This is a genomic window from Ruegeria sp. ANG-R (assembly GCF_000813985.1).
Classification (GTDB): Bacteria; Pseudomonadota; Alphaproteobacteria; order Rhodobacterales; family Rhodobacteraceae; genus Ruegeria.
On the sequence record NZ_JWLJ01000011.1, the window covers coordinates 368,626 to 389,936 of the forward strand.

General features: G+C 59.4%; 22 protein-coding genes and 1 pseudogene. 13 read left to right on the forward strand and 10 right to left on the reverse strand.

What is annotated here, in order from left to right:
- Window positions 1–108: 108 nt before the first annotated feature.
- Window positions 109–273, forward strand: a complete 165-nt coding sequence (locus RA27_RS24480; RefSeq protein WP_193746552.1) for a hypothetical protein — start codon at window positions 109–111, stop codon at window positions 271–273.
- A 76-nt stretch (window positions 274–349) separates the two neighbouring features.
- Here RA27_RS24480 and RA27_RS20175 read toward each other — a convergent pair whose 3' ends face one another.
- From RA27_RS20175 to deoC, 3 genes are all read right to left on the reverse strand, one after another.
- The gene (locus RA27_RS20175) at window positions 350–1,159 is read right to left on the reverse strand and encodes an SDR family oxidoreductase (RefSeq protein WP_039543149.1); all 810 of its coding nucleotides are present in this window, start codon (window positions 1,157–1,159) and stop codon (window positions 350–352) included.
- Between the two features lie 24 nt (window positions 1,160–1,183).
- Complete coding sequence (locus tag RA27_RS20180) at window positions 1,184–3,517, reverse strand: aldehyde dehydrogenase family protein (protein WP_039543150.1); 2,334 nt, start codon at window positions 3,515–3,517, stop codon at window positions 1,184–1,186.
- A gap of 75 nt (window positions 3,518–3,592) precedes the next feature.
- Complete coding sequence (deoC, locus tag RA27_RS20185; protein WP_039543247.1) at window positions 3,593–4,591, reverse strand: deoxyribose-phosphate aldolase; 999 nt, start codon at window positions 4,589–4,591, stop codon at window positions 3,593–3,595.
- 200 nt (window positions 4,592–4,791) lie between these two features.
- Between deoC and RA27_RS20190 the strand changes: the two genes are divergently transcribed.
- From RA27_RS20190 to rmuC, 6 genes are all read left to right on the forward strand, one after another.
- A complete protein-coding gene (locus tag RA27_RS20190) occupies window positions 4,792–5,745 on the forward strand; it encodes a zinc ABC transporter substrate-binding protein (protein WP_039543151.1) in 954 nt (317 codons plus the stop codon).
- Window positions 5,746–5,748: 3 nt separating this feature from the next.
- Complete coding sequence (locus RA27_RS20195; protein WP_039543153.1) at window positions 5,749–6,552, forward strand: metal ABC transporter ATP-binding protein; 804 nt, start codon at window positions 5,749–5,751, stop codon at window positions 6,550–6,552.
- 3 nt (window positions 6,553–6,555) lie between these two features.
- The gene (locus tag RA27_RS20200) at window positions 6,556–7,761 is read left to right on the forward strand and encodes a metal ABC transporter permease (RefSeq protein WP_039543154.1); all 1,206 of its coding nucleotides are present in this window, start codon (window positions 6,556–6,558) and stop codon (window positions 7,759–7,761) included.
- The gene (locus tag RA27_RS20205; protein ID WP_039543155.1) at window positions 7,758–8,687 is read left to right on the forward strand and encodes a metal ABC transporter permease; all 930 of its coding nucleotides are present in this window, start codon (window positions 7,758–7,760) and stop codon (window positions 8,685–8,687) included. Before RA27_RS20200 ends, RA27_RS20205 begins: the two co-directional genes overlap by 4 nt.
- Before the next feature lie 283 nt (window positions 8,688–8,970).
- Window positions 8,971–10,821, forward strand: a complete 1,851-nt coding sequence (gene mutL / locus RA27_RS20210) for a DNA mismatch repair endonuclease MutL (protein WP_039543156.1) — start codon at window positions 8,971–8,973, stop codon at window positions 10,819–10,821.
- A gap of 52 nt (window positions 10,822–10,873) precedes the next feature.
- Entirely contained in the window at window positions 10,874–12,103 is a 1,230-nt protein-coding gene (rmuC, locus tag RA27_RS20215) for a DNA recombination protein RmuC (RefSeq protein WP_039543158.1), read from the forward strand.
- A gap of 3 nt (window positions 12,104–12,106) precedes the next feature.
- Here the strand turns inward: rmuC and RA27_RS20220 are convergent, their stop codons facing one another.
- The 3 genes from RA27_RS20220 to RA27_RS20230 are packed head-to-tail and all read right to left on the reverse strand — an operon-like array spanning window position 12,107 to window position 13,878.
- Window positions 12,107–12,511, reverse strand: coding sequence for a hypothetical protein (locus RA27_RS20220; protein ID WP_039543159.1), 405 nt, complete (start codon window positions 12,509–12,511; stop codon window positions 12,107–12,109).
- A 49-nt stretch (window positions 12,512–12,560) separates the two neighbouring features.
- Window positions 12,561–13,211, reverse strand: coding sequence for a ChrR family anti-sigma-E factor (locus tag RA27_RS20225; protein WP_039543160.1), 651 nt, complete (start codon window positions 13,209–13,211; stop codon window positions 12,561–12,563).
- 10 nt (window positions 13,212–13,221) lie between these two features.
- Window positions 13,222–13,878 carry a sigma-70 family RNA polymerase sigma factor gene (locus RA27_RS20230; RefSeq protein WP_039543161.1) on the reverse strand — a complete coding sequence of 219 codons (657 nt, stop codon included), beginning with the start codon at window positions 13,876–13,878 and terminating at the stop codon, window positions 13,222–13,224.
- A gap of 149 nt (window positions 13,879–14,027) precedes the next feature.
- Between RA27_RS20230 and RA27_RS20235 the strand changes: the two genes are divergently transcribed.
- The 4 genes from RA27_RS20235 (at window position 14,028) to RA27_RS20250 (ending at window position 15,864) form a co-directional block, all read left to right on the forward strand.
- The gene (locus RA27_RS20235) at window positions 14,028–14,798 is read left to right on the forward strand and encodes a DUF1365 domain-containing protein (protein ID WP_039543164.1); all 771 of its coding nucleotides are present in this window, start codon (window positions 14,028–14,030) and stop codon (window positions 14,796–14,798) included.
- 87 nt (window positions 14,799–14,885) lie between these two features.
- Complete coding sequence (locus tag RA27_RS20240) at window positions 14,886–15,203, forward strand: DUF3775 domain-containing protein (RefSeq protein ID WP_039543249.1); 318 nt, start codon at window positions 14,886–14,888, stop codon at window positions 15,201–15,203.
- Window positions 15,204–15,372: 169 nt separating this feature from the next.
- Entirely contained in the window at window positions 15,373–15,609 is a 237-nt protein-coding gene (locus RA27_RS20245) for a DUF1127 domain-containing protein (protein ID WP_039543165.1), read from the forward strand.
- Window positions 15,610–15,663: 54 nt separating this feature from the next.
- The gene (locus tag RA27_RS20250; RefSeq protein ID WP_039543166.1) at window positions 15,664–15,864 is read left to right on the forward strand and encodes a DUF1127 domain-containing protein; all 201 of its coding nucleotides are present in this window, start codon (window positions 15,664–15,666) and stop codon (window positions 15,862–15,864) included.
- A 54-nt stretch (window positions 15,865–15,918) separates the two neighbouring features.
- Here the strand turns inward: RA27_RS20250 and RA27_RS20255 are convergent, their stop codons facing one another.
- The 4 genes from RA27_RS20255 to RA27_RS20270 are packed head-to-tail and all read right to left on the reverse strand — an operon-like array spanning window position 15,919 to window position 19,415.
- Complete coding sequence (locus tag RA27_RS20255) at window positions 15,919–17,061, reverse strand: saccharopine dehydrogenase family protein (protein ID WP_039543168.1); 1,143 nt, start codon at window positions 17,059–17,061, stop codon at window positions 15,919–15,921.
- Window positions 17,062–17,064: 3 nt separating this feature from the next.
- On the reverse strand, window positions 17,065–18,120 hold the full coding sequence (locus RA27_RS20260) for a saccharopine dehydrogenase (protein WP_039543169.1): 1,056 nt from the start codon (window positions 18,118–18,120) through the stop codon (window positions 17,065–17,067).
- Window positions 18,121–18,134: 14 nt separating this feature from the next.
- Window positions 18,135–18,749 (reverse strand): glutathione S-transferase family protein, encoded by a 615-nt coding sequence (locus RA27_RS20265; RefSeq protein WP_039543171.1) that lies wholly within the window; start codon window positions 18,747–18,749, stop codon window positions 18,135–18,137.
- A 15-nt stretch (window positions 18,750–18,764) separates the two neighbouring features.
- Window positions 18,765–19,415 carry a histidine phosphatase family protein gene (locus RA27_RS20270; RefSeq protein ID WP_039543172.1) on the reverse strand — a complete coding sequence of 217 codons (651 nt, stop codon included), beginning with the start codon at window positions 19,413–19,415 and terminating at the stop codon, window positions 18,765–18,767.
- A 137-nt stretch (window positions 19,416–19,552) separates the two neighbouring features.
- On the opposite strand from RA27_RS20270, the gene RA27_RS20275 reads away from it, so the two are divergent.
- A complete protein-coding gene (locus RA27_RS20275) occupies window positions 19,553–20,749 on the forward strand; it encodes a Zn-dependent hydrolase (protein ID WP_039543174.1) in 1,197 nt (398 codons plus the stop codon).
- A 287-nt stretch (window positions 20,750–21,036) separates the two neighbouring features.
- Window positions 21,037–21,311, forward strand: a pseudogene (gene gcvT / locus RA27_RS20280) (glycine cleavage system aminomethyltransferase GcvT); the annotation flags it as partial.

Genomic DNA, 21,311 nt, shown 5'->3' on the forward strand with positions numbered 1-21,311 from the left:
GCCATACTTTGGCCAGAAATGTCGAGAATTCTATGTTAGTCGGGAATGGAGATGGGATTCAGAAGATCAATATCTCCTGTGAGAAGGCTTGGGACGGATAGCGGCGCCATGATAGTAGCGATAATGGGATTGGGAACGCTTGCAGGGTTGTTAACCTTTGCTGCCGCTTTGGTTCTCGGTCAATCCCTGCTCAGCGCGTTTGCACTGTACGTGGTCGCCGGTACGCTGACATCGCTTTTGGTTGCGGCGGGTCTCTATTTCAGAAGCTCTTAAATTAGATGTGCTGGAGATGAAGCCCAGCGACTGAGTATTTCAGTCGCTAGGCCAAACCCTGCGCCCTCGCCTAAGCTTAGTCCTTTTTCGCTGCGCGCAGCATCTGACCCATCATCTGGCCAAACTTGCCTGAGCCGCGCTGATACAAAGCCCCATCAACCGCCATGACCGTGCCGCTGATATAGCTGGCCATATCGGAGCTGAGAAACAGGCAGGCATTGGCCACATCCTGCGGCTGACCCCAACGCCCCAGCGGGACGTCTCGGCGCAGTTCTTCATGGGCGTTTTCGGTCGGGGCGAGCCGTTTGGCGCCTTCGGTTCCCTCGATAAAGCCCGGCACGACCGAGTTCACGCGAATGCCCTCGACACCCCATTCCATCGACAGGGTTCGGGTGATCTGATCGACGCCCGCTTTGGCTGCGCAGACATGGGCCTGACCTTCGTAAGGCAGATAGGATTGTGGGGCCGAGATGTTGATGATGCTGGCACCGGGACGTTTAAGATAGGGATAGGCCCCTTTCATGACGTGGATCGTGCCCATCAGATCGATATCTATGACTGCCTTGAACGCGTTGACCGACATTTCCGATGCCAGCGCCGGGAAGTTGCCTGCTGCGCCCGAGACCAGCACGTCAAAATCTCCGAGCGCGTCGTGGAACTGTTTCAGCCCCGTCGCCACGGCTTCTGGGTCACGCACGTCAAACGCTGCACCGATGGCATCTTTTGCACCAGCGGCTTTCAAAGCCGCGACCGTATCGTCAACCTTGTCCTGCGACCGGCTGGCAACGGCCAGTTTGGCACCCGAGGCCGCAAAGGCCTCGGCAATGCCACGATTGATGCCGCTGGTGCCGCCAATGACGATGACGGTTTTTCCTGAAAAATCCATGTAGGCCTCCCCTGGCAGGGAGCCCTACTCGCCGTAGGGCACCCAGATGTTTTTCACTTCGGTCGCAGCCTGAAGGAAGCGGCGGGAATGGTCCACGCCCCAATCGATTGCCGTTGCGTTATTCACCCAGGTTCGCTTCAGGTTCCCGGCTGAGACGACCTCGATCTCTTTTGACAGATCGGTGGATGAGAACGACCAGACCGCGTCCACGTTCAGATGCGAGGCCAGCGGTTTTGCCAGTTCCGCATGGCTGCCAGTCAGGATGTTGACCACGCCAGCGGGGACGTCCGAGGTTTCGAGGATCTGGTAAAAATCTGTGGCTGCCAGCGGATAAGGCTCGGATGCCACCAGAACTGTCCGGTTGCCCATCGCAATTGCTGGTGCCATGGCCGAGACAAGGCCCAACAGGGGCACTTCGTCGGCGCAAAGGGCACCGATCACGCCAACGGACTCTTTCATCGCAATAGCAACACCGCGGATCGGAACGCCATGTACCTGACCGTCATATTTGTCGGCCCAGGCAGCAGCTGTGAACAGACGCTGGATCGAGGCATCGACCTCTTTCGCGCCGTCCTTCTTGCCAGCCATGGCGTCGATGCGAGCGGCGAATTCATCGGCACGGGCCGAGAGATTTTCGCCGATGTAATACAGAATCTGCGCCCGCAGATGACCGGTGGTTTTGGACCAGCCTTTGGCACCTGCCGCAGCTTCAACCGCATTGCGCACGTCCTTGCGGTTGGCAACGCCCACATGGCCCAGCAGACCGGACTTGCCCCAAACGGGTTTGGAATAACCGCTGTCGGGCCGCGCCTGTTTGCCGCCGACATACATCTTGGCAGTACGATCGATGGGGTCAACCGGAGGACCTTCGCCCATGGTCGACTCGATCTTCGCCAGCGGTTTACCTTTGCCCTTGGGCTTTGTGTATGCCGCCAGACCTTCCCAGCCGCCTTCGCGACCAAAGCCGCTTTCGCGCACGCCGCCGAACCCGGCAGCGGCGTCGAACAGGTTGGTGGCGTTTACCCAGACCACGCCCGCAACCAGCTTGGGCGCAATATCTAAGGCGAGGTTCACGTTCTCGGTCCAGACCGTCGCGGCCAGCCCGTAACGGGTGTTGTTTGCCAGCTCGACTGCCTCTTCCGGAGTGCGGAAGGTAGACGACACCAGAACCGGGCCAAAAATTTCCTCCTGCATCAGCGGGTCCGAGGTTTCGAGGCCTGAGATCAGTGTCGGCGGGTAATAGCAGCCATTTGCGGGCAACTCGCAGGTGGCTTGATGCACATGGCCAGCCGTGTTGCTCTCGACCATGCCTTTGATGGTTTGCAGCTGGACCGGGTCCACAACTGCGCCCACATCGATGCATTTGTCCAGAGGGTCGCCGATGCGCAGCGTGTCCATCCGGGCGCGTAGCTTTTCATGGAAACGGTCGGCGATGCCTTCCTGTACCAACAGGCGAGACCCAGCACAGCAGACCTGGCCCTGGTTGAACCAGATCGCGTCGACCAGACCTTCGATGGCGCTGTCGATATCGGCGTCGTCAAAGACGATATAGGCGGATTTACCACCCAGCTCCAAAGTCAGTTCCTTGCCCGAACCTGCGGTGGCTTCGCGGATACGGCGGCCAACCACGGTCGAGCCGGTAAAGGCAACCTTGTCCACGTCCGCGTTCACGATCATCTCGCCCACGGCACCGTCACCGGTGATGATGTTGACCACGCCTTTCGGCAGCCCGGCCTGCGAGCAGATATCGGCGAACAGCAAAGCGGTCAGCGACGTATATTCGGCTGGTTTCAAAACCACCGTGTTGCCCATCGCAATCGCCGGGGCGATTTTCCACGCCAGCATCAGTAGGGGGAAGTTCCACGGTATGATTTGCCCGCAAACGCCCAGTGCTTCGGCATCGGGCAGTTCGCTTTCCATCAACTGCGCCATGCCAGCGTGGTAATAGAAATGCCGCTGTGCCAGCGGGATGTCGATATCGCGCGATTCACGGATCGGCTTACCGTTGTCGAGGCTTTCCAGCACGGCAAACAGGCGCGAATGCTTCTGCAGCAGGCGTGCAATCGCGTAGAGATAACGTGCACGTCCCGCACCACCCAGCTTCTCCCACTTGGGTTGCGCTTTACGTGCAGCAGAAACCGCGGCGTCCACGTCACCCTGTTTCGCTTGCGTCAGCTTGGCCAGAACCTCTCCGGTCGCCGGGTTGCGGCTGTCAAACCCTTTGCCGGGCTTGGTGAATGCGCCGTCGATATAGTGGCCGAACTTGTCGCCCTGATCGACCAGCCAGGCCAATGCCTCGGCTGCGCTTTCGGGGGCGGGGCCGTAGTCCATGGCCTCGAAAATCTCTTTGACTGTCATTGTTCTTGTCCTTTTCCCGGGGCTTCGCCCGTTCAGCGCTGAAATCGCTCCACCGGAGCGATTTCCGGGCGCGCCTCACCCCATAGAATGACGGTAACCGGCGGAATATGCGCCTGTCACATAGTGTTCTAACTGCCGCTCAATGTCGCCCAGCAGTGATGAGGCACCAAAGCGGAACAGATCTGGTTCCAGCCAGCGGTCACCCAGCTCATCCTTGATCAGCGACAGGTAGACAAGTGCATCCTTGGCTTTTGATATTCCGCCCGCCGGCTTGTAGCCTACGCGATATCCCGTGCGGTCATAGTAGTCCCGGATCGCGCGGATCATTACCAGCGACACAGGCAAGGTTGCATTGACGCTTTCCTTCCCGGTCGAGGTTTTGATGAAGTCCGCTCCTGCCATCATGCAAACCAGCGAGGCGCGGGCGACGTTGCGCAGGCTGCCCAACTCACCGGTTGCCAGAATGGCTTTGACATGGGCATCGCCGCAGGCCACGCGGAACGCTTTCATTTCGTCATACAGGGCCTGCCAGTCGCCGGACAGCACATGACGGCGCGAGATGACGATGTCGATCTCTTCGGCACCCGCTTTCACACTTTCTTCGATCTCGGCCACACGCAGATGGAACGGAGAGAGCCCGGCCGGGAAGCCAGTGGAAACCGCAGCGACCGGAATGCCAGTGCCTTCCAATGCGTCCACAGCCGTTTCGATCATATCGTGGTAGACACAAACCGCTCCGGTTGTGATTGGTGGCATGTCCAGTGCCTGCAGGACCGAGGGCGCTACGGGTTGGCGCGCCTTGGCGCACAGGCGGCGAACCCGCCCCACCGTATCATCGCCAGACAGGGTGGTCAGGTCGATCATCGTGATCGCTTTCAACAACCAGGCAGCCTGATATTCCTTCTTCACAGACCGTCGGCCGGGCAGGGTCGCGGCGCGGCGTTCGATGGCCGAAGTATTGGCCTGTACGGCCCTCACCCAATCCAGGTCAAGATCCATTCCCGGGTTCCGGGGTTCTGTAACTTGCGGCAGATGCGGGGTGCGCACGGGGCTTTCTGAGCTCTGCGTTTCCATCATTCCGTCCTTTTGGAGGTTCGCGTCAAATTCGCATGGGACGCGGCGAAAGGGAAGGTGTGCCAATAGCCGGAAGTGGTAAAATTTTGACCAAATGGACAAAAATATGGGTTTTCTTGCGAATAATTCGCATTTGCATTGACTTAGTTGCGAATGGTTCTCATATTTGAGTGTAGCAGGACACCTGAACGGAGTCGGACATGATTCGTCGCACCTTTCTTGCAGCATTGGCGTTCGTAGCTGCATTGCCGGCTGTCGCCATGGCCGAGGCACCACTGAAAGTGGTCGCCACCACCGGCATGATTGCCGATGCGGCCCGTCAAGTCGGCGGCGATCAGGTTGAGGTCAAAGGCTTGATGGGCCCAGGTGTCGACCCACACGCCTACCGCCAGACCCGCACCGATATCCTGGCGATGACCCGGGCCGATCTGGTGTTGTGGCACGGTCTCTATCTGGAAGCGCAGATGGAAGACTTCTTTGACGATCTGGGGCGCAAGCGGACGGTGGTCGCCGTGGCGGATGGCCTCGACACATCGAAACTGCGCGCCCATGACGATTACGCCGACAAATACGATCCTCACGTGTGGATGAGCCCTGCTCTGTGGCGCGATGTGGTGATCGAGGTGCAAGAGGCGCTCACCAAAGCCCGTCCCGAAGCGGCAGATGAGTTTGCAGCCAACACGCAGGCGTTTCTGGCCGAGATCGACCAGCTGGATGCCTATGGCAAACAGGCGCTGGCCTCGGTTCCCGAGAATGACCGGGTATTGGTGACCGCGCATGACGCGTTTGGCTATTTCGGCGAGGAATTCGGATATGACGTGCTGGGCGTTCAGGGTATTTCAACCCAGTCCGAAGCGGGGTTGAACCGGATCGGAGAGCTGGTCGACACGCTTGTAGATCAACAGCTGAAGGCGGTTTTTGTGGAAAGTTCGGTCTCTGACCGTTCAATGCGCGCCCTGATCGAGGGCGCCGCGGCAGAAGGTCACGATGTGGGCGTTGGCGGAGAGCTCTATTCCGATGCCATGGGCGAGCCCGGCACCTACGAGGGAACCTATATCGGTATGCTGGATCACAACATTACCGTGATTGCAGGAGCGCTGGGTGCGGATGTGCCAGAGCGTGGCATGAACGGCAGATTGTCGGCGGGGTTCTGAGTCATGTTGGAACTTGCCACAGTTCAGGGGGTTTCGGTCGAAGAGCAGGGCGTCGATTACAGCCCGCTCGCCATTCGTGGACTGACGGTCTCTTACGGGCAAAAGCCTGCGGTGTTCTCGGTTGATATGGCAGTGCAGCCGGGAGCGATGACCGCGATCATCGGGCCGAACGGGGCTGGTAAATCGACCTTGCTCAAGGCCGCTTTGGGGATTGTATCGCCTCTGTCCGGTCTGGTGACCGTGTTTGGTCAGCCGCTTGAGGACCAACGCGCCCGCATCGCCTATGTACCGCAACGCGCCAGTGTGGACTGGGATTTTCCGACGCGCGTGATTGACGTGGTGCTGATGGGCTTGTCGCGTCAGTTGGGGCTGTTGGGCCGTGTTCGCGCGCGTCATATGGCACGCGCGATGGATTGTCTGAACCGCGTTGGAATGCGGGAATTTTCCGACCGTCAGATCGGGCAGCTCTCGGGTGGCCAGCAGCAACGGGTCTTTCTCGCGCGTGCACTGGCCCAGGATGCCGATCTGTATTTGCTGGACGAGCCTTTTGCTGGGGTCGACGCCGCGACCGAGAAGGCCATCATCGCCGTGCTGAAATCGCTGAAAGAGGCGGGTAAGACCGTTGTTGTGGTGCATCATGATCTGGCCACCGTCACGGATTACTTTGACCATGTATTCCTGATCAACACCCGAAAAGTGGCCGAGGGGCCGGTGGCGCAGGCCTTTACCGCCGAAACGCTGCAAGCCGCATATGGCGGGCGTCTCGCAACGGCCCAGATCGATCAAATCTCGCGCGCGTTGGGATAACCCATGCTTTGGCAGGCCCTGACTTTGCAGCTTGGCTATAATGCCACGCTGGTCGCTATCGGTGCGACATTGCTGGGCATTTCAGCAGGTGTGACAGGCACGTTTCTTTTCCTGCGTAAACGCGCGTTGGTCAGCGATGCCATCAGCCATGCGACCCTGCCGGGGGTTTGCCTTGCTTTCATGGCGCTGGTGGCTTTCGGCGGCGATGGGCGCAATCTGATTGGCCTGCTTGCTGGTTCGGCTTTATCCGCATGGGTGGGTCTGCTGTGCATGAACTGGCTGACACGCCATACACGGCTTGCGGAAGATGCCGCCATCGGCGCAGTTCTGTCGGTGTTCTTCGGGTTTGGCGTCGTTCTGCTGACTGTCATTCAATCCATGGGTGTTGGTCGGCAGGCCGGATTGGAAGGGTTCTTGCTGGGGTCAACCGCAGGTATGCTCTGGGCGGATGCTCTGGTCATTGCAGTCGGCGGTGCGGCGACGTTGGCGCTGGTGATGATTATCCGCCGCCCGATGATGATGGTGGCCTTTGATCCCGAATATGCGGTAGCTCGTGGGCTGCCCATGCACCGCATCGATCTGATGATGATGGGGCTTGTCATGGCCGTCACCGTTGTCGGGTTGAAGATTGTTGGGCTGATTCTGATCGTCGCTCTGCTGATCATTCCGCCAGTGACCGCACGATTCTGGACTGACCGATCTGACCGAGTGGTGGTGCTGGCGGGGCTGGTCGGTGGTCTTGCGGGTTACCTTGGGGCGGCGCTGTCCGCCTCGGCACCGAATCTGCCGACCGGCCCGATCATCGTTCTGGTCAGCTTTGGGTTCTTTGCTCTGTCATGGCTGCTTGCGCCGGTTCGAGGCGTGCTGGCTGCCGTTCTGCGCCATCTGCGGTTCCAGCGCCGCGTGCATATCCGGCAAGGGTTGCTGGCATTGGCGCAGGGGCAGAAAATATATGAACCCCTGACCATTCGCCTGTTGTGCCGCGCGGGCGTCGTGCGCGCCGATGGCGTGGCGACGGAGGCCGGGAAAGCGTGCGCGGCCAAGGCCCTGCGGGATGAAAAGCGATGGGAAATCGTGCGTGCCGATCAGGCGCACGAGGCGACCGCGGCGCTGTATGATGGGCTGCGCGATATCGAGACGGTTCTGACGCGCGATCAGATCGCCGAGATCGACCGCCGTATCGGTGGTCCGCAGGAGGTCACGTCATGAGCGGTGAAGAATTCGTCCCCCTGTCGCTGACGCCTTTGTTGATCGGGACATTTGCGGCCATCGCCTGCGCGCTGCCCGGGAATTTTCTGGTGCTGCGCAAACAGGCTCTGATCGGCGATGCGATCAGTCATGTGGTATTGCCCGGTATTGTCGTTGCGTTTCTGCTGACGGGGGCGATCTCGACTTGGCCGATGATGCTGGGCGCGGCCGGTGCCGCCGTTGTCGCCGTGGTGATGATTGAGGCCATCCGGCGATTGGGTCAGATCGAGCCCGGCGCCGCGATGGGCGTTGTGTTCACAACCATGTTCGCGGGCGGCGTTCTGCTGCTTGAGCAGACCGATACCTCGACCGTTCATCTGGACGTGGAACATGCGCTCTATGGCAATCTGGAGAGCCTGATCTGGCTGGATGCGACGGGCTGGTCCTCGGTGCTGGATGTGCAGGCACTGGCCGGGCTGCCGCCCGAATTGCCACGCATCGCGCTGACGTTGGCGGGGGTCATCCTGTTTACATGGCTGTTCTGGCGGCCGCTCAAAATCTCAACCTTCGACGAAGGCTTTGCCCGTACCATCGGTATCCGAACCGGCGTGCTGGGGATGGCACTGGTGATCACTGCGGCGATTGCAGCTGTGGCGGCCTTTGACGCCGTGGGTTCGATCATCGTTATCGCCATGTTCATTTGCCCGCCGGCTGCGGCCCGGATGATGACCAACCGGCTCGAATCCCAGATCGCCTGGAGCGTTCTGTTCGCCACGGTTTCCGCGATGTCCGGCTATGTGCTGGCGGGGTATGGTCCCCTGTGGCTGGGTGGCGCCGATGCTGTCAGTGCTGCGGGCATGATTGCGACAGTATCGGGCTTGCTGCTGGCGCTGGCTGCCGTCTTTGGCCCGTGCCGAACCCGCGCCGGAGCGCCAGGTGGCGCTTGACTTGGCATATTCACGCCAATGGCTCGCGCATGGTTTCGGCTAAACTTCGCCAAATGGAAACAATAGCTCAATCTTAACGGGATTTATTCCGAATCGCGTGGTACGAAACCTTCAATTGTTAACCGCATGACCACCACTCACTTTGGTTTGTCCGGCCAGTTCTGACCTTAGTCGCTACCCCCTTATCGGCGCGGTCCCACTGGCCGGACACCTTGTTCAAGGCCCTATCGCATCCCTTCAAACCTGTGGTCGAATCGCGCGTACCTGTGCTAGGTATAGCGGTATGATGAATGCGGACCCCAATATCAGCGACAATCGCCCGGTGATCCGACAGCTTGACGATGCCGCTATCAACCGGATTGCGGCGGGTGAGGTTGTGGAACGACCGGCCTCAGCGGTCAAGGAACTGGTCGAAAACGCCATTGATGCCGGGGCCGCGCGTATTGCCATCGATATTGCGGATGGCGGCAAGACCCTGATTCGAGTCACCGATGATGGGTGCGGGATTGCCGCCGAGGATTTGCCGCTGGCGCTGTCGCGCCATGCGACCTCGAAGATTGACGGATCAGATCTTCTGAATATCCACACATTTGGGTTTCGCGGTGAGGCGCTACCATCGCTGGGGGCTGTGGGGCGTCTGACCATCAGCAGTCGCGTACCGGGGTCTGACGCCGCCTCGATCTGCGTATCGGGTGGCAAGATGGACGCAGTAAGGCCCGCAGCCCTGCGTGCTGGGACCGTTGTAGAATTGCGAGACCTGTTCTACGCCACGCCGGCACGGCTGAAATTCATGCGCACGGACCGGGCCGAGACACAGGCGATCTCGGACATTGTGAAGCGATTGGCGATGGCTGAGCCTGCTGTTGCGTTCACCCTGCGTGATGTATCGGGCGGGGGAGAAGGGCGCGTGACCTTCCGCGCCGACCGCGAGAATGGCGATCTGTTTGATGCGCTGCACGCCCGATTGGCGCGCGTTCTTGGTCGTGAATTCGCCGAGAATGCTTTGCAGATCGATGCCACACGCGAAGGGCTCAGGTTATATGGCTATGCGGCGCTGCCGACCTATTCGCGTGGGGCTGCCGTGGCGCAGTATCTGTTCGTCAACGGACGACCGGTGCGGGACAAGATGCTGACCGGTGCCCTGCGTGCGGCCTATTTCGATTTCCTCAGCCGTGACCGGCATCCGGCGGCGGCGCTGTTCATCGACTGCGATCCGACGCTGGTGGATGTGAACGTGCATCCGGCGAAATCCGAGGTGCGATTCCGCGATCCGGGTCTCGCGCGCGGCTTGATCGTGTCCAGTCTGCGTCATGCACTGGCCGAGGCCGGGCACCGAGCCTCGTCGACGGTGGCCAACGCAACCCTGGGTGCGATGCGGCCCGAACCTGCGCCCGCCGCGCCAGCGCGGGTGTATCAGATGGACCGTCCATCGCCCATAGCACGTCAAGCAGCCTATCGGGCGCAATCCCCGGGTTTTGCGGAGCTGTCGCAGGATTACAGTGGGCGCATCGTTGAATCAGTGCCCGACAGCACGCCGGTGGAAGAACCACAGGATCTGCCCTTGGGCGCCGCACGCGGGCAGGTGCACGAAAACTACATCATTGCTCAAACAGCGGATGGCGTGGTGATCGTGGACCAACACGCGGCGCATGAACGTCTGGTCTACGAAAAGCTGAAGACTCAGATGGCTGAGAACGGCGTTTCTGCACAAGCGCTTTTGATCCCCGAAATTGTCGATCTGACTGAAGGGGATTGTGCGCGACTGATGGCCGTCGCTGAGGACCTGTCCCGTCTGGGCCTGACCATCGAACCCTTCGGCGGTGGAGCTATCGCGGTACGCGAAACTCCTGCCATATTGGGAGAGGTCGATGCCCGCGCGATGATCCTCGATATCCTTGATGAGCTTGCCGATCAGGGCGAAAGCCAGACGGTGCAGGCGCGGATCGAGGCGATCCTGAGCCGGGTGGCCTGCCATGGCTCGGTCCGATCCGGTCGCCGGATGCGGGCTGAAGAGATGAACGCCCTGCTGCGCGAGATGGAGGCGACACCCCATTCCGGGCAATGCAACCACGGGCGGCCAACATATGTGGAACTGAAGCTGAGCGATATCGAACGCCTGTTCGGCCGCAGTTGATCCGCCGGCCCGCTCGGGCTATGAAGAATAAAACAAGAACATCCGAGGCGACATGATCGAGATAGCTGGCACCCAATATGCGTTGAATGACCCCGTCATCTTGACTGTGGGCGGGGTGGTGGCATTGATCCTGCTGCTTCTGTTTCTGTCGCTTCGGGCGTCACAACGCTCGGCCCGGATGGCGGAGCCACTGGCGCGGCAGATGGCGCATCTGGGACAGCATGTACAGCAGCTTGGTCAAGGGCAGGAACAACTGCGCGGCGGGTTGCAGCATGTCTCGGACACGCAGGCCAATGCGCAGGTGCAGGTGATCCAAACTGTCGAATCCCGCCTGTCTTCGGTGCAACAGCAGATGAATGACCGGCTGGCGGATAACGCGATGAAGTCGGCCCGCGCGCTGGCCGAGATGCAGGAGCGGATGAAGGAATCGCTGCATGGATCATCGAAACAGACGGCGACGTCTCTGACACAGCTGCAGGAACGCCTGGCGGCTATCGACAAGGCGCAGGATAACATCACCAAATTATCGGGCGATGTGCTGAGCCTGCAGGATATCCTGTCGAACAAACAGACGCGCGGAGCGTTCGGGGAAATCCAGCTGAACGATATCGTCTCGAAGGCGTTGCCATCGGACAGTTTTCAGCTGCAGGCGACATTGTCGAACGGGCGGCGGGCGGATTGCCTGATCAATCTGCCCAACCCGCCGGGCCCCATTGTGATCGACAGTAAATTCCCGCTGGAAGCTTATGAGGCGCTGATCGGATCGACCAACGACGCCGAGTTCAAGGCTGCCGTGCAGATGTTCCGCAGCACTGTGCGTAAGCACATCACCGATATTGCTGAAAAGTACATTCTGGATGGCGAAACCGCTGATGGTGCACTAATGTTCCTGCCGTCCGAGGCCGTCTATGCCGAGCTGCACGCCAAGTTCCCCGAGCTGGTGCAGGAAAGTTTTTCGAAACGCGTTTGGATCGTTTCACCCACCACTTGCATGGCGACACTGAACACCATGCGGGCGATCCTTAAAGATGCGCGTATGCGCGAACAGGCCGGTGCGATCCGCAAAGAGCTGGGCCTGCTGCACAAGGATGTAGAGCGTTTGGGCGACCGCGTATCCAACCTCGACCGTCATTTCGGGCAGGCCGCTAAGGATATCTCGGAAATCAAGATCAGCGCGGACAAGGCGGGTCGCCGGGCGCAACGGCTGGATAATTTCGATTTCGAAGAGCTTGCGCCGGACGATCATTCCAACGTGGTGCCACTGGGAAAAACCGAAGGCTGAGCCTTACTGGATCGAAAGGTCCAGACTATACCCGACGGTTTTGTCCGTGTCGCGATCATTCCCCATCAGGTAAACACGTATGGTGTAGTCGCCATCGTCAGGAAGCCTGATCCGCGCGGTATTGCCATCGATTGAACCATTGTAGATCGCGACCCCATCGCTGTTTGGTGGCAGGATATTGAAATAGATCACGCCATAGCCGTTGGTGTCACTGACCTTAAGGTCGGCGAACATCTCCTGCCCTGCCTTGGCACCCAGTTTATAGTCGAAATACTCGTCGCCGGTGACAGTACCATTCACCATCGTACCGAAATTGCCCGGTTGGAATTTCACATCTGCCGTCATCTGGGCGGAAACGCTAGCTCCAAAAGCCAACAACAGCGTTGTGACTGCCATCCTTAAGAACATTGAATTCCCCCATTTGGTTGCCACCGACAGGCGACCCTACCACAACGGTTCAGATCCGAAGGAATGGCTGGAACAGGCGCGGCATAAGTTTGCTGAACTTCAGCGGGGCGTCGGTGACGGCCAAGCAAATGCAATCCTCAGAAATATCTGCCGTGGGCGTATGGTGGATGGTCTGGTCGGCAATTTCGACATCGCCGCGGGCGAAATGATCAATCTCGTCGGAGAATGCACCCTGCAGGACCATCGTCAGTTCTACGCCATTATGGCTGTGATCCGGAACCGCCGCTCCGGCAGGGATGAACAACAACCGTGCGGTGGCTTCGCTGGTCGTCGGCAGAATTGCCTGTTTGACACCCATGCCAACGGGCTTCCATTTGATCGAGTTCACATCACCGCCGACATAATCCTGCAGCGGCGACGGAAGAACTGAACAGGATGGGCGCGCGGGTTTCGCCTTGGGTGTGCCCTGAGCAATCAACGCCATTGTTGCTGCCAGCGACCCGTCGCTCATGCTTGAAGACGCATCCTGTTCCTGCAAGACACAGCCACCGACGGCGTCAAAGCTTTCGGCCCGGGCGCGGCAGTGGTCGCACAATGACAGATGCGTCGCGACCATCAGGTCGAACGCTTCGGGCAGATTGCCTGCGGCATAGGCCATCAGCAGGTCGTCTGTCAGGTGATGTTTGATCTCGTTTCTCATGCTCGTCATCTCAGTTCATCGCGTGGCGCAAGCGGTCCAGCGCCAGCCGTATCCGTGATTTGATCGTCCCCAAGGGCAACCCGGTCTGAGATGCGATTTCTCGATGGCTCAGATCTCCGAAGTAGGCCTTCTCGATCAGCTGTCTTTGCGCCTCAGGCAACGCCGCCATGGCATCACGCAGTTGCGCGGTTTCCTGCTGCAGCGCCAGAACGTCTTCCTGTTCGGGCTCCGCCTCTGGCCCCCAACCGAGGTCTTCAGGTTCGGGGCGGCGTTGCTTGCGCAACACATCGATGCGCTTATTCCGCGCAATCGTGAACACCCAGGTCGCCACGGTCGCCCGGGACGGATCGAACAGGTGTGCCTTGTGCCATAGGGTCGCCATGACCTCTTGCGCGCATTCTTCGGCCAGCGTGGCATCCGATCCGGACTTGATCAGGAACGCTTTTATGCGGGGCGCGAAATGCTGAAACAGTTCGGCAAACGCTACCTGATCCTGAGTGTCGCGAATGCGACGCACGTGGCTGACCCACTCTTTCCTGATTTCGCAGGTTTTGTTTTGTCCGTTCACCGGCTTGCCTTTGATCCGTTTGGGTCCGCGCCAGACGGGCTTGGCGGCGCATTCGGCCAATGGTTCGTCCAAAGTCGCGGTGTCGATCTCGGTAAACATAACCACAATACGGGGCGTGGCCCAAGGTGGATCAGTTTGACGGAATAATTTTCATCCAAATCGCGCCATCTATCGTAATGTAATGAGAAAAGACGTGCGGAAAAGAATGTCATTTGAACAGTTTGCAGGCAGTACGGAATAGCTGCACCATGAACAGCGTCGATCACATCGCGGGTCATACCTATCACGGGCGGAAGGGTACGATTGAGAATGCGTTTCGGTACTCGGTCGACTACATTCTGCTCGACCCGGAGTCCTGCCCCAAGACGCCATCGTTGTTTTCGATCAATGGCGCCAATCTGACCAACTGGCGTGATCGCGATCACGGTGGCGAACCCGGGCAGGGGCGCGGCGCGATCTGGCTGCGCGAGTGCTTCGCTGCGCTAGGCGTTGCGCAACCCGCCAGGATAACGCTGTTGACCCAACCGCGCGTTTTCGGACATGTATTCAATCCGGTCAGTTTCTGGTTCTGTTTTGATGAGGCAAATCAGCTTTATGCCGTAGTGGCCGAGGTGACCAACACTTACGGCACGCGCCACAGCTACCTGTGCCAAAAGCCGGATCTTTCGCCGATCACACCCACCGACCGGATTCTGGCTGACAAGCAGATGCATGTTTCTCCGTTTCAGAAGATCGAAGGCACCTATACCTTCCGGCTTGACTATCGGGATGAGCGCGTCGGCGTCTGGATCGACTATGGACGCGAACGCGGCGGCCTGATCGCGACGCTGACGGGCCCTCGCCAACCGCTCAGCAACCGTGTTATTCTAAGATCGCTTTGGCGGCGTCCGTTTGGGGCGCGTCGGGCGGTATTTCTGATCCACTGGCAGGCGGTGAAGCTGTGGTTCAAACGGGCGCGGTTCAGCCCGTTCCGCACCGCGCCGGTCCCTGATCGGCCGGTATCTCGGTCGCGCCAGTAAAGCCTGCCGCTTTGCGCAAGATCAAAGACGCTCATCTCTTGGATCGTTCAGATGGGCCGGAACCGCGAACACGAGGAGCTGGTAAAGATGTTGGAAATCTCGGCAAGAAAAATCGCCCAGGTCGCCATGATGGGGCGTGAACTGGACCGGGCCGAGGGCGAATTGCGCGCATTCATCGAGCGTATGGGCGAGGATGAACAAGCGGAGCTGGTGGCCGTCATGTGGATCGGTCGCGAGAGCTTTTTCGCCGAGGATCTGGCTGAGGCCATTGCCACGGCGAAGTCAGAAGCTTCGACCCCGTGTGCCGATTATCTGATCGGAACACCACACTTGTCGGACCATCTTGAGAACGGGTTGGATGCGTTGGGAATATCCGCTGAGGATGTCGAGAACGATCTGATGTAATTGTGCGTCCCACACCAGCTGCAAGTCGATCGTCGGAGCGGATCAAACGCTGAATCGGTCGTTCAACAGACGTTAACAGAATTTAATGTGCCGCTACGGCACCTTTAATGTCGACTTCTTTTATCAGGTTCATCACCAGCCCTGGCGCTGAAACTTGGAGGAGAACGACATGGCACACGTCAATGCAACTGCGGCGGATCATCGGGATCTGTTCTTCGGCCAACTCATGGACCGACCCGAGGTGAAAACAGCATGGCAACGCCACCGGGTCTATCGCAGAGCGATACGCGCGCTTGAAAAGCTCAACGATCGCGAACTGCGCGATATCGGCATCCCGCGCGCCGAGATAAGGCATCGTGTTTACCAAAACGTCTACCAAAACATGCCTTATCATGCGCACGCCTGATCCGCGTGCAGATGCCAGACCGCTGACTTGAACACGTATCATGAGGTAATGAGTATGCTGGATGCCAACACACCCCCGAACCAAAACCCGTCAACCAATGCATTGTTGCTGTTTGACCGGGCAATGAAGATGCGTGCGATCCGAGCCGACATAGTCTGCGCTGCGCAGGAGCTGAATCGTCTTCCCGATACCGATCTGTCGGAATTGGGCATCAACCGCAGCGATGTCGAAGCCGTGATCGCGCAATACATCTGATTGAGTAGCACTCAAAACAGCCACTCCGAGACCTTCGGAGTGGCTTTTTGTGTTTCAGGCGGTGTGATTCACGATCTGCAAATGTTGCGCCAGCGTATCGATCTCGTCCATCCAATCCCGAACCAGCTTCGGATCGCTCGGCGCGGCGTGGACGCCTGCCGGGATGGCGCGGTTCAGAACGGCTTCGACGGCCAGTGAAACAGGAATGGACACAAGACGTGCCATGGCGGTCCCGCGCGCATCGCCCCAGGCGTCCATGACATAGGTTTTGTGCCAGACCGGGATGCCGTCTTTCTCGGCCTTCAGCCCAACGCACAGGACCACACGGTCGGGTTCGCCCTCATCATAAGCGTTCTCGGCCCAGAACTGATCGGACATTTCTTTCAGGCGCGCATCGCCTTCTGGCCCCGACAGGGTTTCGATTTCGGTGAATACATCCGACCACGCGTCGGCCCAGCCGTTCAGGCGCAGGGTACCGCGGACAAATTCCTTGACGGTCCAGTGATCCTCGAACTGGTATTCCTGCATAAAGGGGATCGAGTCACGGTTCGGGTAGACTTCAAAACTTTCGGGCGTTGGAAGGGGGGCGATATAGCTGCTGATCGCGTCCCAGGGGCGGGCAACATCCAGCGGGGCGTAGTCACGGACCGATTTCGACGGCGAGCGCAGCGCTTTGAGCACGCCCAACGGCGACCAGCTGAATTTATAACGGAACGGGTTGGGGTTCTTGGGTATGCCGCCGCAATAAGAAATGAAGCTCAGGTGATTTTGCGGATCGAACGCATCAGAGGCGCGGTAGTCGGCGACCAGAGCGTGCGCCATCAAATGATCTATCCCCGGGTCCAACCCGACCTCGTTGACCAGCGCGACACCGGCCTCACGCGCCTTGTCGTCCAGAGCGCGCATTTCGGGAGCGATGTAGGAAGATGAGACAAAGTTGGCTTCTTTCGAGATCGCAAGCTCCGCCAGCGGCACATGCCAGTCGCCGGGCAGCATCGATACGATGACGTCACCCTTCTCCAGCACCGAGCCTAAAGCTTCAATGTCAAAGGCAAGAATGTCGTCGGTCAGGTCTCCGACCTCGGCCTTGGCCTTTTCAACGGTCCGGTTCCAGACGGTGACCTTATGCCCGCCTTCAATCAGACGGCGCAGGCCCGGGATGGCCGACAGGCCGGTGCCACACCAGTGAATCGTCATCGCTCAGATCCCTTCGATATGTGTTTTGTAAGTTGCTTCTGCCCGACCCCAGACCCCGCTGTCCAGATCGGTGAGGGTCGACAACGACGGCAGCAATTGCGCCGCGTAGTCCTCGGAACTTTCGACCGGCAGCATCGACGGCAGGTTGTCGATGGCCATTACGTCCATCACCGGGTCACTGGCCACGCGCAGGGCGGGGGCATCCCATGTGGTGGCGCGGTCATAGACCGGAACCGGGTTGTAATCGCTGTCCGGGTCGCAGGCCACATCGCCGATAGCTGTAAGGTTCCGCGAGGCGGTCAGCGCCGACCGTGGGACAAAGACCGGTGTGCCGGGACGGGCGAAGATGCAGTTCAAAAACAGGTCATGGTCTAGAATTTCAGGGAATGGTCCGCCGCTTGCAGTCTCGGCCATGTCCCACTTGGTAACGCTGACGCCCATCGCTTCGCACAGGTCTGCGGCACCCGTTCCAACGCGCCCCAATGCCCCAATGACGATGGCACGGGGGCGGTCGACATTGGTGGCGTCCAGTTCGGTCAGCAATTCGGAATTCAGTGCGTCTTTGCCGGAGTAAACACCCACCGGTGGACATTCCTCATCCCGTTGCTGAGCGGCCCATGTTTTGAGTGTGACGGCAGCGCCCGCATAACCGGCCCAATAGCCAAAGGCGGCAACACGGCGGCCGTTTTCTTCGACCAGGTATTCCAGATCATAAAGCGTGCCGCCACCGGCCTTGAACCGCTCCAGCAGCGCGCGGCCGGAATGCTGGCCCTTATAAGCGTGGCCAAACATGATGTGGCGGTGGGGAAGGGGCGTGCCGTCCTCGGGCAACTCCTTCAGGCCGAAGATGATGGCGTCCTGAGGGGCTTCGGGCCAGGAATTCTCGACTGCAATCTCGCACCCGGCTTCCTTGTATCCATCGATAGGGATCGCGCGAACCGAGCTGTCCTCGACCGTCACGCGAATACCGGCGGCAATCAGCGCGGCGGCACCTTCAGGGGTCAACCCCACCCGTTCCTCGTTCGGGCGCTGTTCTGCCCGGACCCAGAGATGTGTCATCGTATTTCCTTTTGTCAGAGCATTCCGGCGGCGCGTACCGCCTGAACAGAGGGGCGCGCCTCCATGGCTTCCCGGAACGCGATGATCTTGGGAAAGGCCGAGACATCGACACCATCGCCTTCCAGCCAGCTGCAGACGACGTACAGATATACATCGGCCAGCGAAAACGCCTCACCCAGCACTAAGGGCCCGCGTAACCCGTTAGAGCAAATGTACTCACAAGACGTAGTCATCGTTTGCGCGACTTTGCCTTTCATGTCCTTCCAACTGGATGTCTTGTCGGCCCAGCGGTGTCCGCGCAATTTGTGTGCATGGTTCACATGCATGGTCGAGGCGAGGTAGTACATGACTTCGCGCATCCGGGCCGCAAGGACCGGATCGTCAGGCACCAGCCCGGCCTCGGGCGCCTTGGCTGCGACATATTCCAGCAGCGCTCCGGTTTCGGTCAGGATGCCGCCGTCAACCACCAGTGCCGGAACCCGGCCTTTGGGGTTGATCTGTTTGTAGGCGGGCTGGGTCTGCTCACCCCCTGCAAAATCCAGCTGGATTGCTTCGTACTCCAGCCCGGCCTCCTCCAGCGCGATGGCTACAGCGATCGAAATCGTGCGCGGGGCAAAATAAAGCTGCATTGGGGGCCTCCGGGGTTACAGGTGGGTTTGCGCGAAATGCCGGTCAGGTGCTTCCAGATGGGGGACCGCATTGAACAGAACCGGGCTCAGTTGCGCACCAATCGGGTGCAGACGATGCATCGACGTGTTCATGATGGCAAGGGCCACCCGCGCCATCGACGGGATATCCAGCCCCATCGCCTGCCGCACCACCATCGAGATCAGCCCGCCCGAGGTCACAACGATGGCAGGTCCGCCTGCGGTTCCGATCTCTTGCAATGCATCCGAAACCCGCGTTTCGAACGCCTCGAAGGTTTCCGGGGTATCGGCAATCTCGCCGTTGGCCCAGGCCGCAAAGGTTTTGGGGAGGTGTTCGACGAATCCCTCACGATCAGTCGGAATTGTCACGCCGTGCTGGTCCTGAAACAACTGCGCGAGGGTGAAGTACTCGATCTCGTTCAGCCGCGCGTCGCGAACCGGCTCCGCCAGGCCCATGCTGGCGGTGGTCTCAACATGCCGGGTCAGCGTGCCACAATAGACGCGCGGATGGTGAGCCTTCGTGTCTTTCAGATGTGCGCCGAGCCAACGGGCCTGTTGATGGCCCAGATCGCTGAGCTTGTCATAGTTAATCTCGTCCCGCGCGGTTGTGTTGGCCTGCCCGTGACGCACCAATGTAATATGCGACATGTCGATCCCTCTTGCGCTTTGGTCTTAGGGCAGGTTCCGGGCCGGTGCCAGAGGGGTTTCGCACTTGTCGAAAAAAAGCCTGCCCCCTCGGCTGTTTGTGGTTATTGTCGGTCCCGAACAATTAGCCGGAGAGAGCAATGGCCGTCGACCCTACCCGTTTTCTGGCCGATCTGCACAAGCTGCGTACATTTGGCGCCTCGGGCGTAGGCAAAGGCGTTGTCCGACCCGCCTATTCCGAGGCCGACATCGCCGCACGCCAGTGGCTGGCCGAGCGTATGGCCGAGGCTGGCCTGACCCCGCATTTCGACTCAGTCGGCAATCTGTTTGGGCTGGCCGAGGGGCGGTCGCTTCTGATGGGATCGCATTCCGACAGTCAGCCCGAAGGTGGTTGGCTCGATGGTGCGCTGGGCGTGATCGCCGCGCTCGAAATTGCGCGATCCAGTGGCAGGCCGATTTCGGCCGTCAGCTTTCAGGATGAAGAAGGGCGGTTCGGGGTCACAACCGGGTCGGCGGTCTGGTCAGGGGGATTGCCGCTGGAAAAGGCAGATGGCCTGACCGATGGCGCGGGTATCAGCTTTGGCACCGCGCGGTCCTCGATGGCAGAATTGTCGCAGGGCTTCGTCGACCCCGCCCGATTCAGCGGTTTTATCGAGATGCATATCGAACAGGGGCCGTCTCTGGATGCCGCTGGCGAACAGATCGGAGTGGTCACGGATATCGTTGGCATCCGCGATATGGCTATCACCTTCCAGGGGCAGCAGAACCATGCCGGAACTACTCCCATGCATCTGCGTCGCGATGCCTTTCAGGCTCTGTCCTTGTTCAACACGCGGCTCAACGACCGGTTTCGGAATGTAGTGACGCCACAAACGGTCTGGACCATCGGGCGCGTCGACCTTCACCCGAACGCATCGTCCATCGTGCCGGGGCGGGTGCGGTTCTCGATGCAATGGCGGGATGGCGACGCCGAGCGGCTGTTGCGTATGGAAGAGATCATTCGGTCCACTGCACAGCAGGTGGCCGAGGAACAGGGCATGGCACTGGATTACGGCCCGATGCTTGGGCTGGAGCCTGTCGGCATGGATGCCGCCTTGCGTGGCGCGTTGGAAAGCGGCGCTCAGGCAGTCGCCCCGGGCGGGTGGCGCAGGATGCCGTCAGGAGCGCTCCACGATGCCACCAACGTCTCACGCCTGATGCCGGTTGCGATGCTTTTCGTGCCTTCGATCAATGGAATCAGTCACGATTTCGCCGAGGATACGGCTGAGGATGACCTGATCGCTGGCCTGGAAGTGCTGGAGCACGCCGTTCAGTCTCTCGGTGAGGACATGCCGTAAGGCGTAGTGAAAATACAAGTTTTCCAGCAGGTTGCCCTGAGGTAGGTGGGGTGGTGCATACAACGTCTTGCTGGGTGAACGCCAACCCTTCTGCTTCGGAATGAGGAGTGTTGCCTAACGGAAAAAAGTTTCCTATAGGAACATTGTTGATGCATGGGCCCGTATACAGACCCGCCGCGACGAAAGCGAATTGCCAGAAATCAGGGCTGAATCGTTGCAATATGCGTAACTTGGGTCAGACTGGCGGACATGCGAACTGATCAGAAGACATAAGGACGGTATCCGCCATGACATCCCTAAAGCGCACGCCTCTTCACGCTTTGCATGTTGAGTTGGGAGGTAAGTTGGTTGATTTTGCTGGGTGGGAGATGCCTGTTCAGTATCCTCTGGGGATCATGGGGGAGCACAAGCAGTGTCGTGAGAAGGCGGCGGTGTTTGATGTGTCTCATATGGGCCAGGTGATTTTGCGGGGCGAGAATGTGGGTGAGAAGCTGGAAGCTTTGTGCCCGCAAGCTTATGCGACGCTGAAAGAGGGCAAGGCGCGGTACGGGTTCTTTACGAA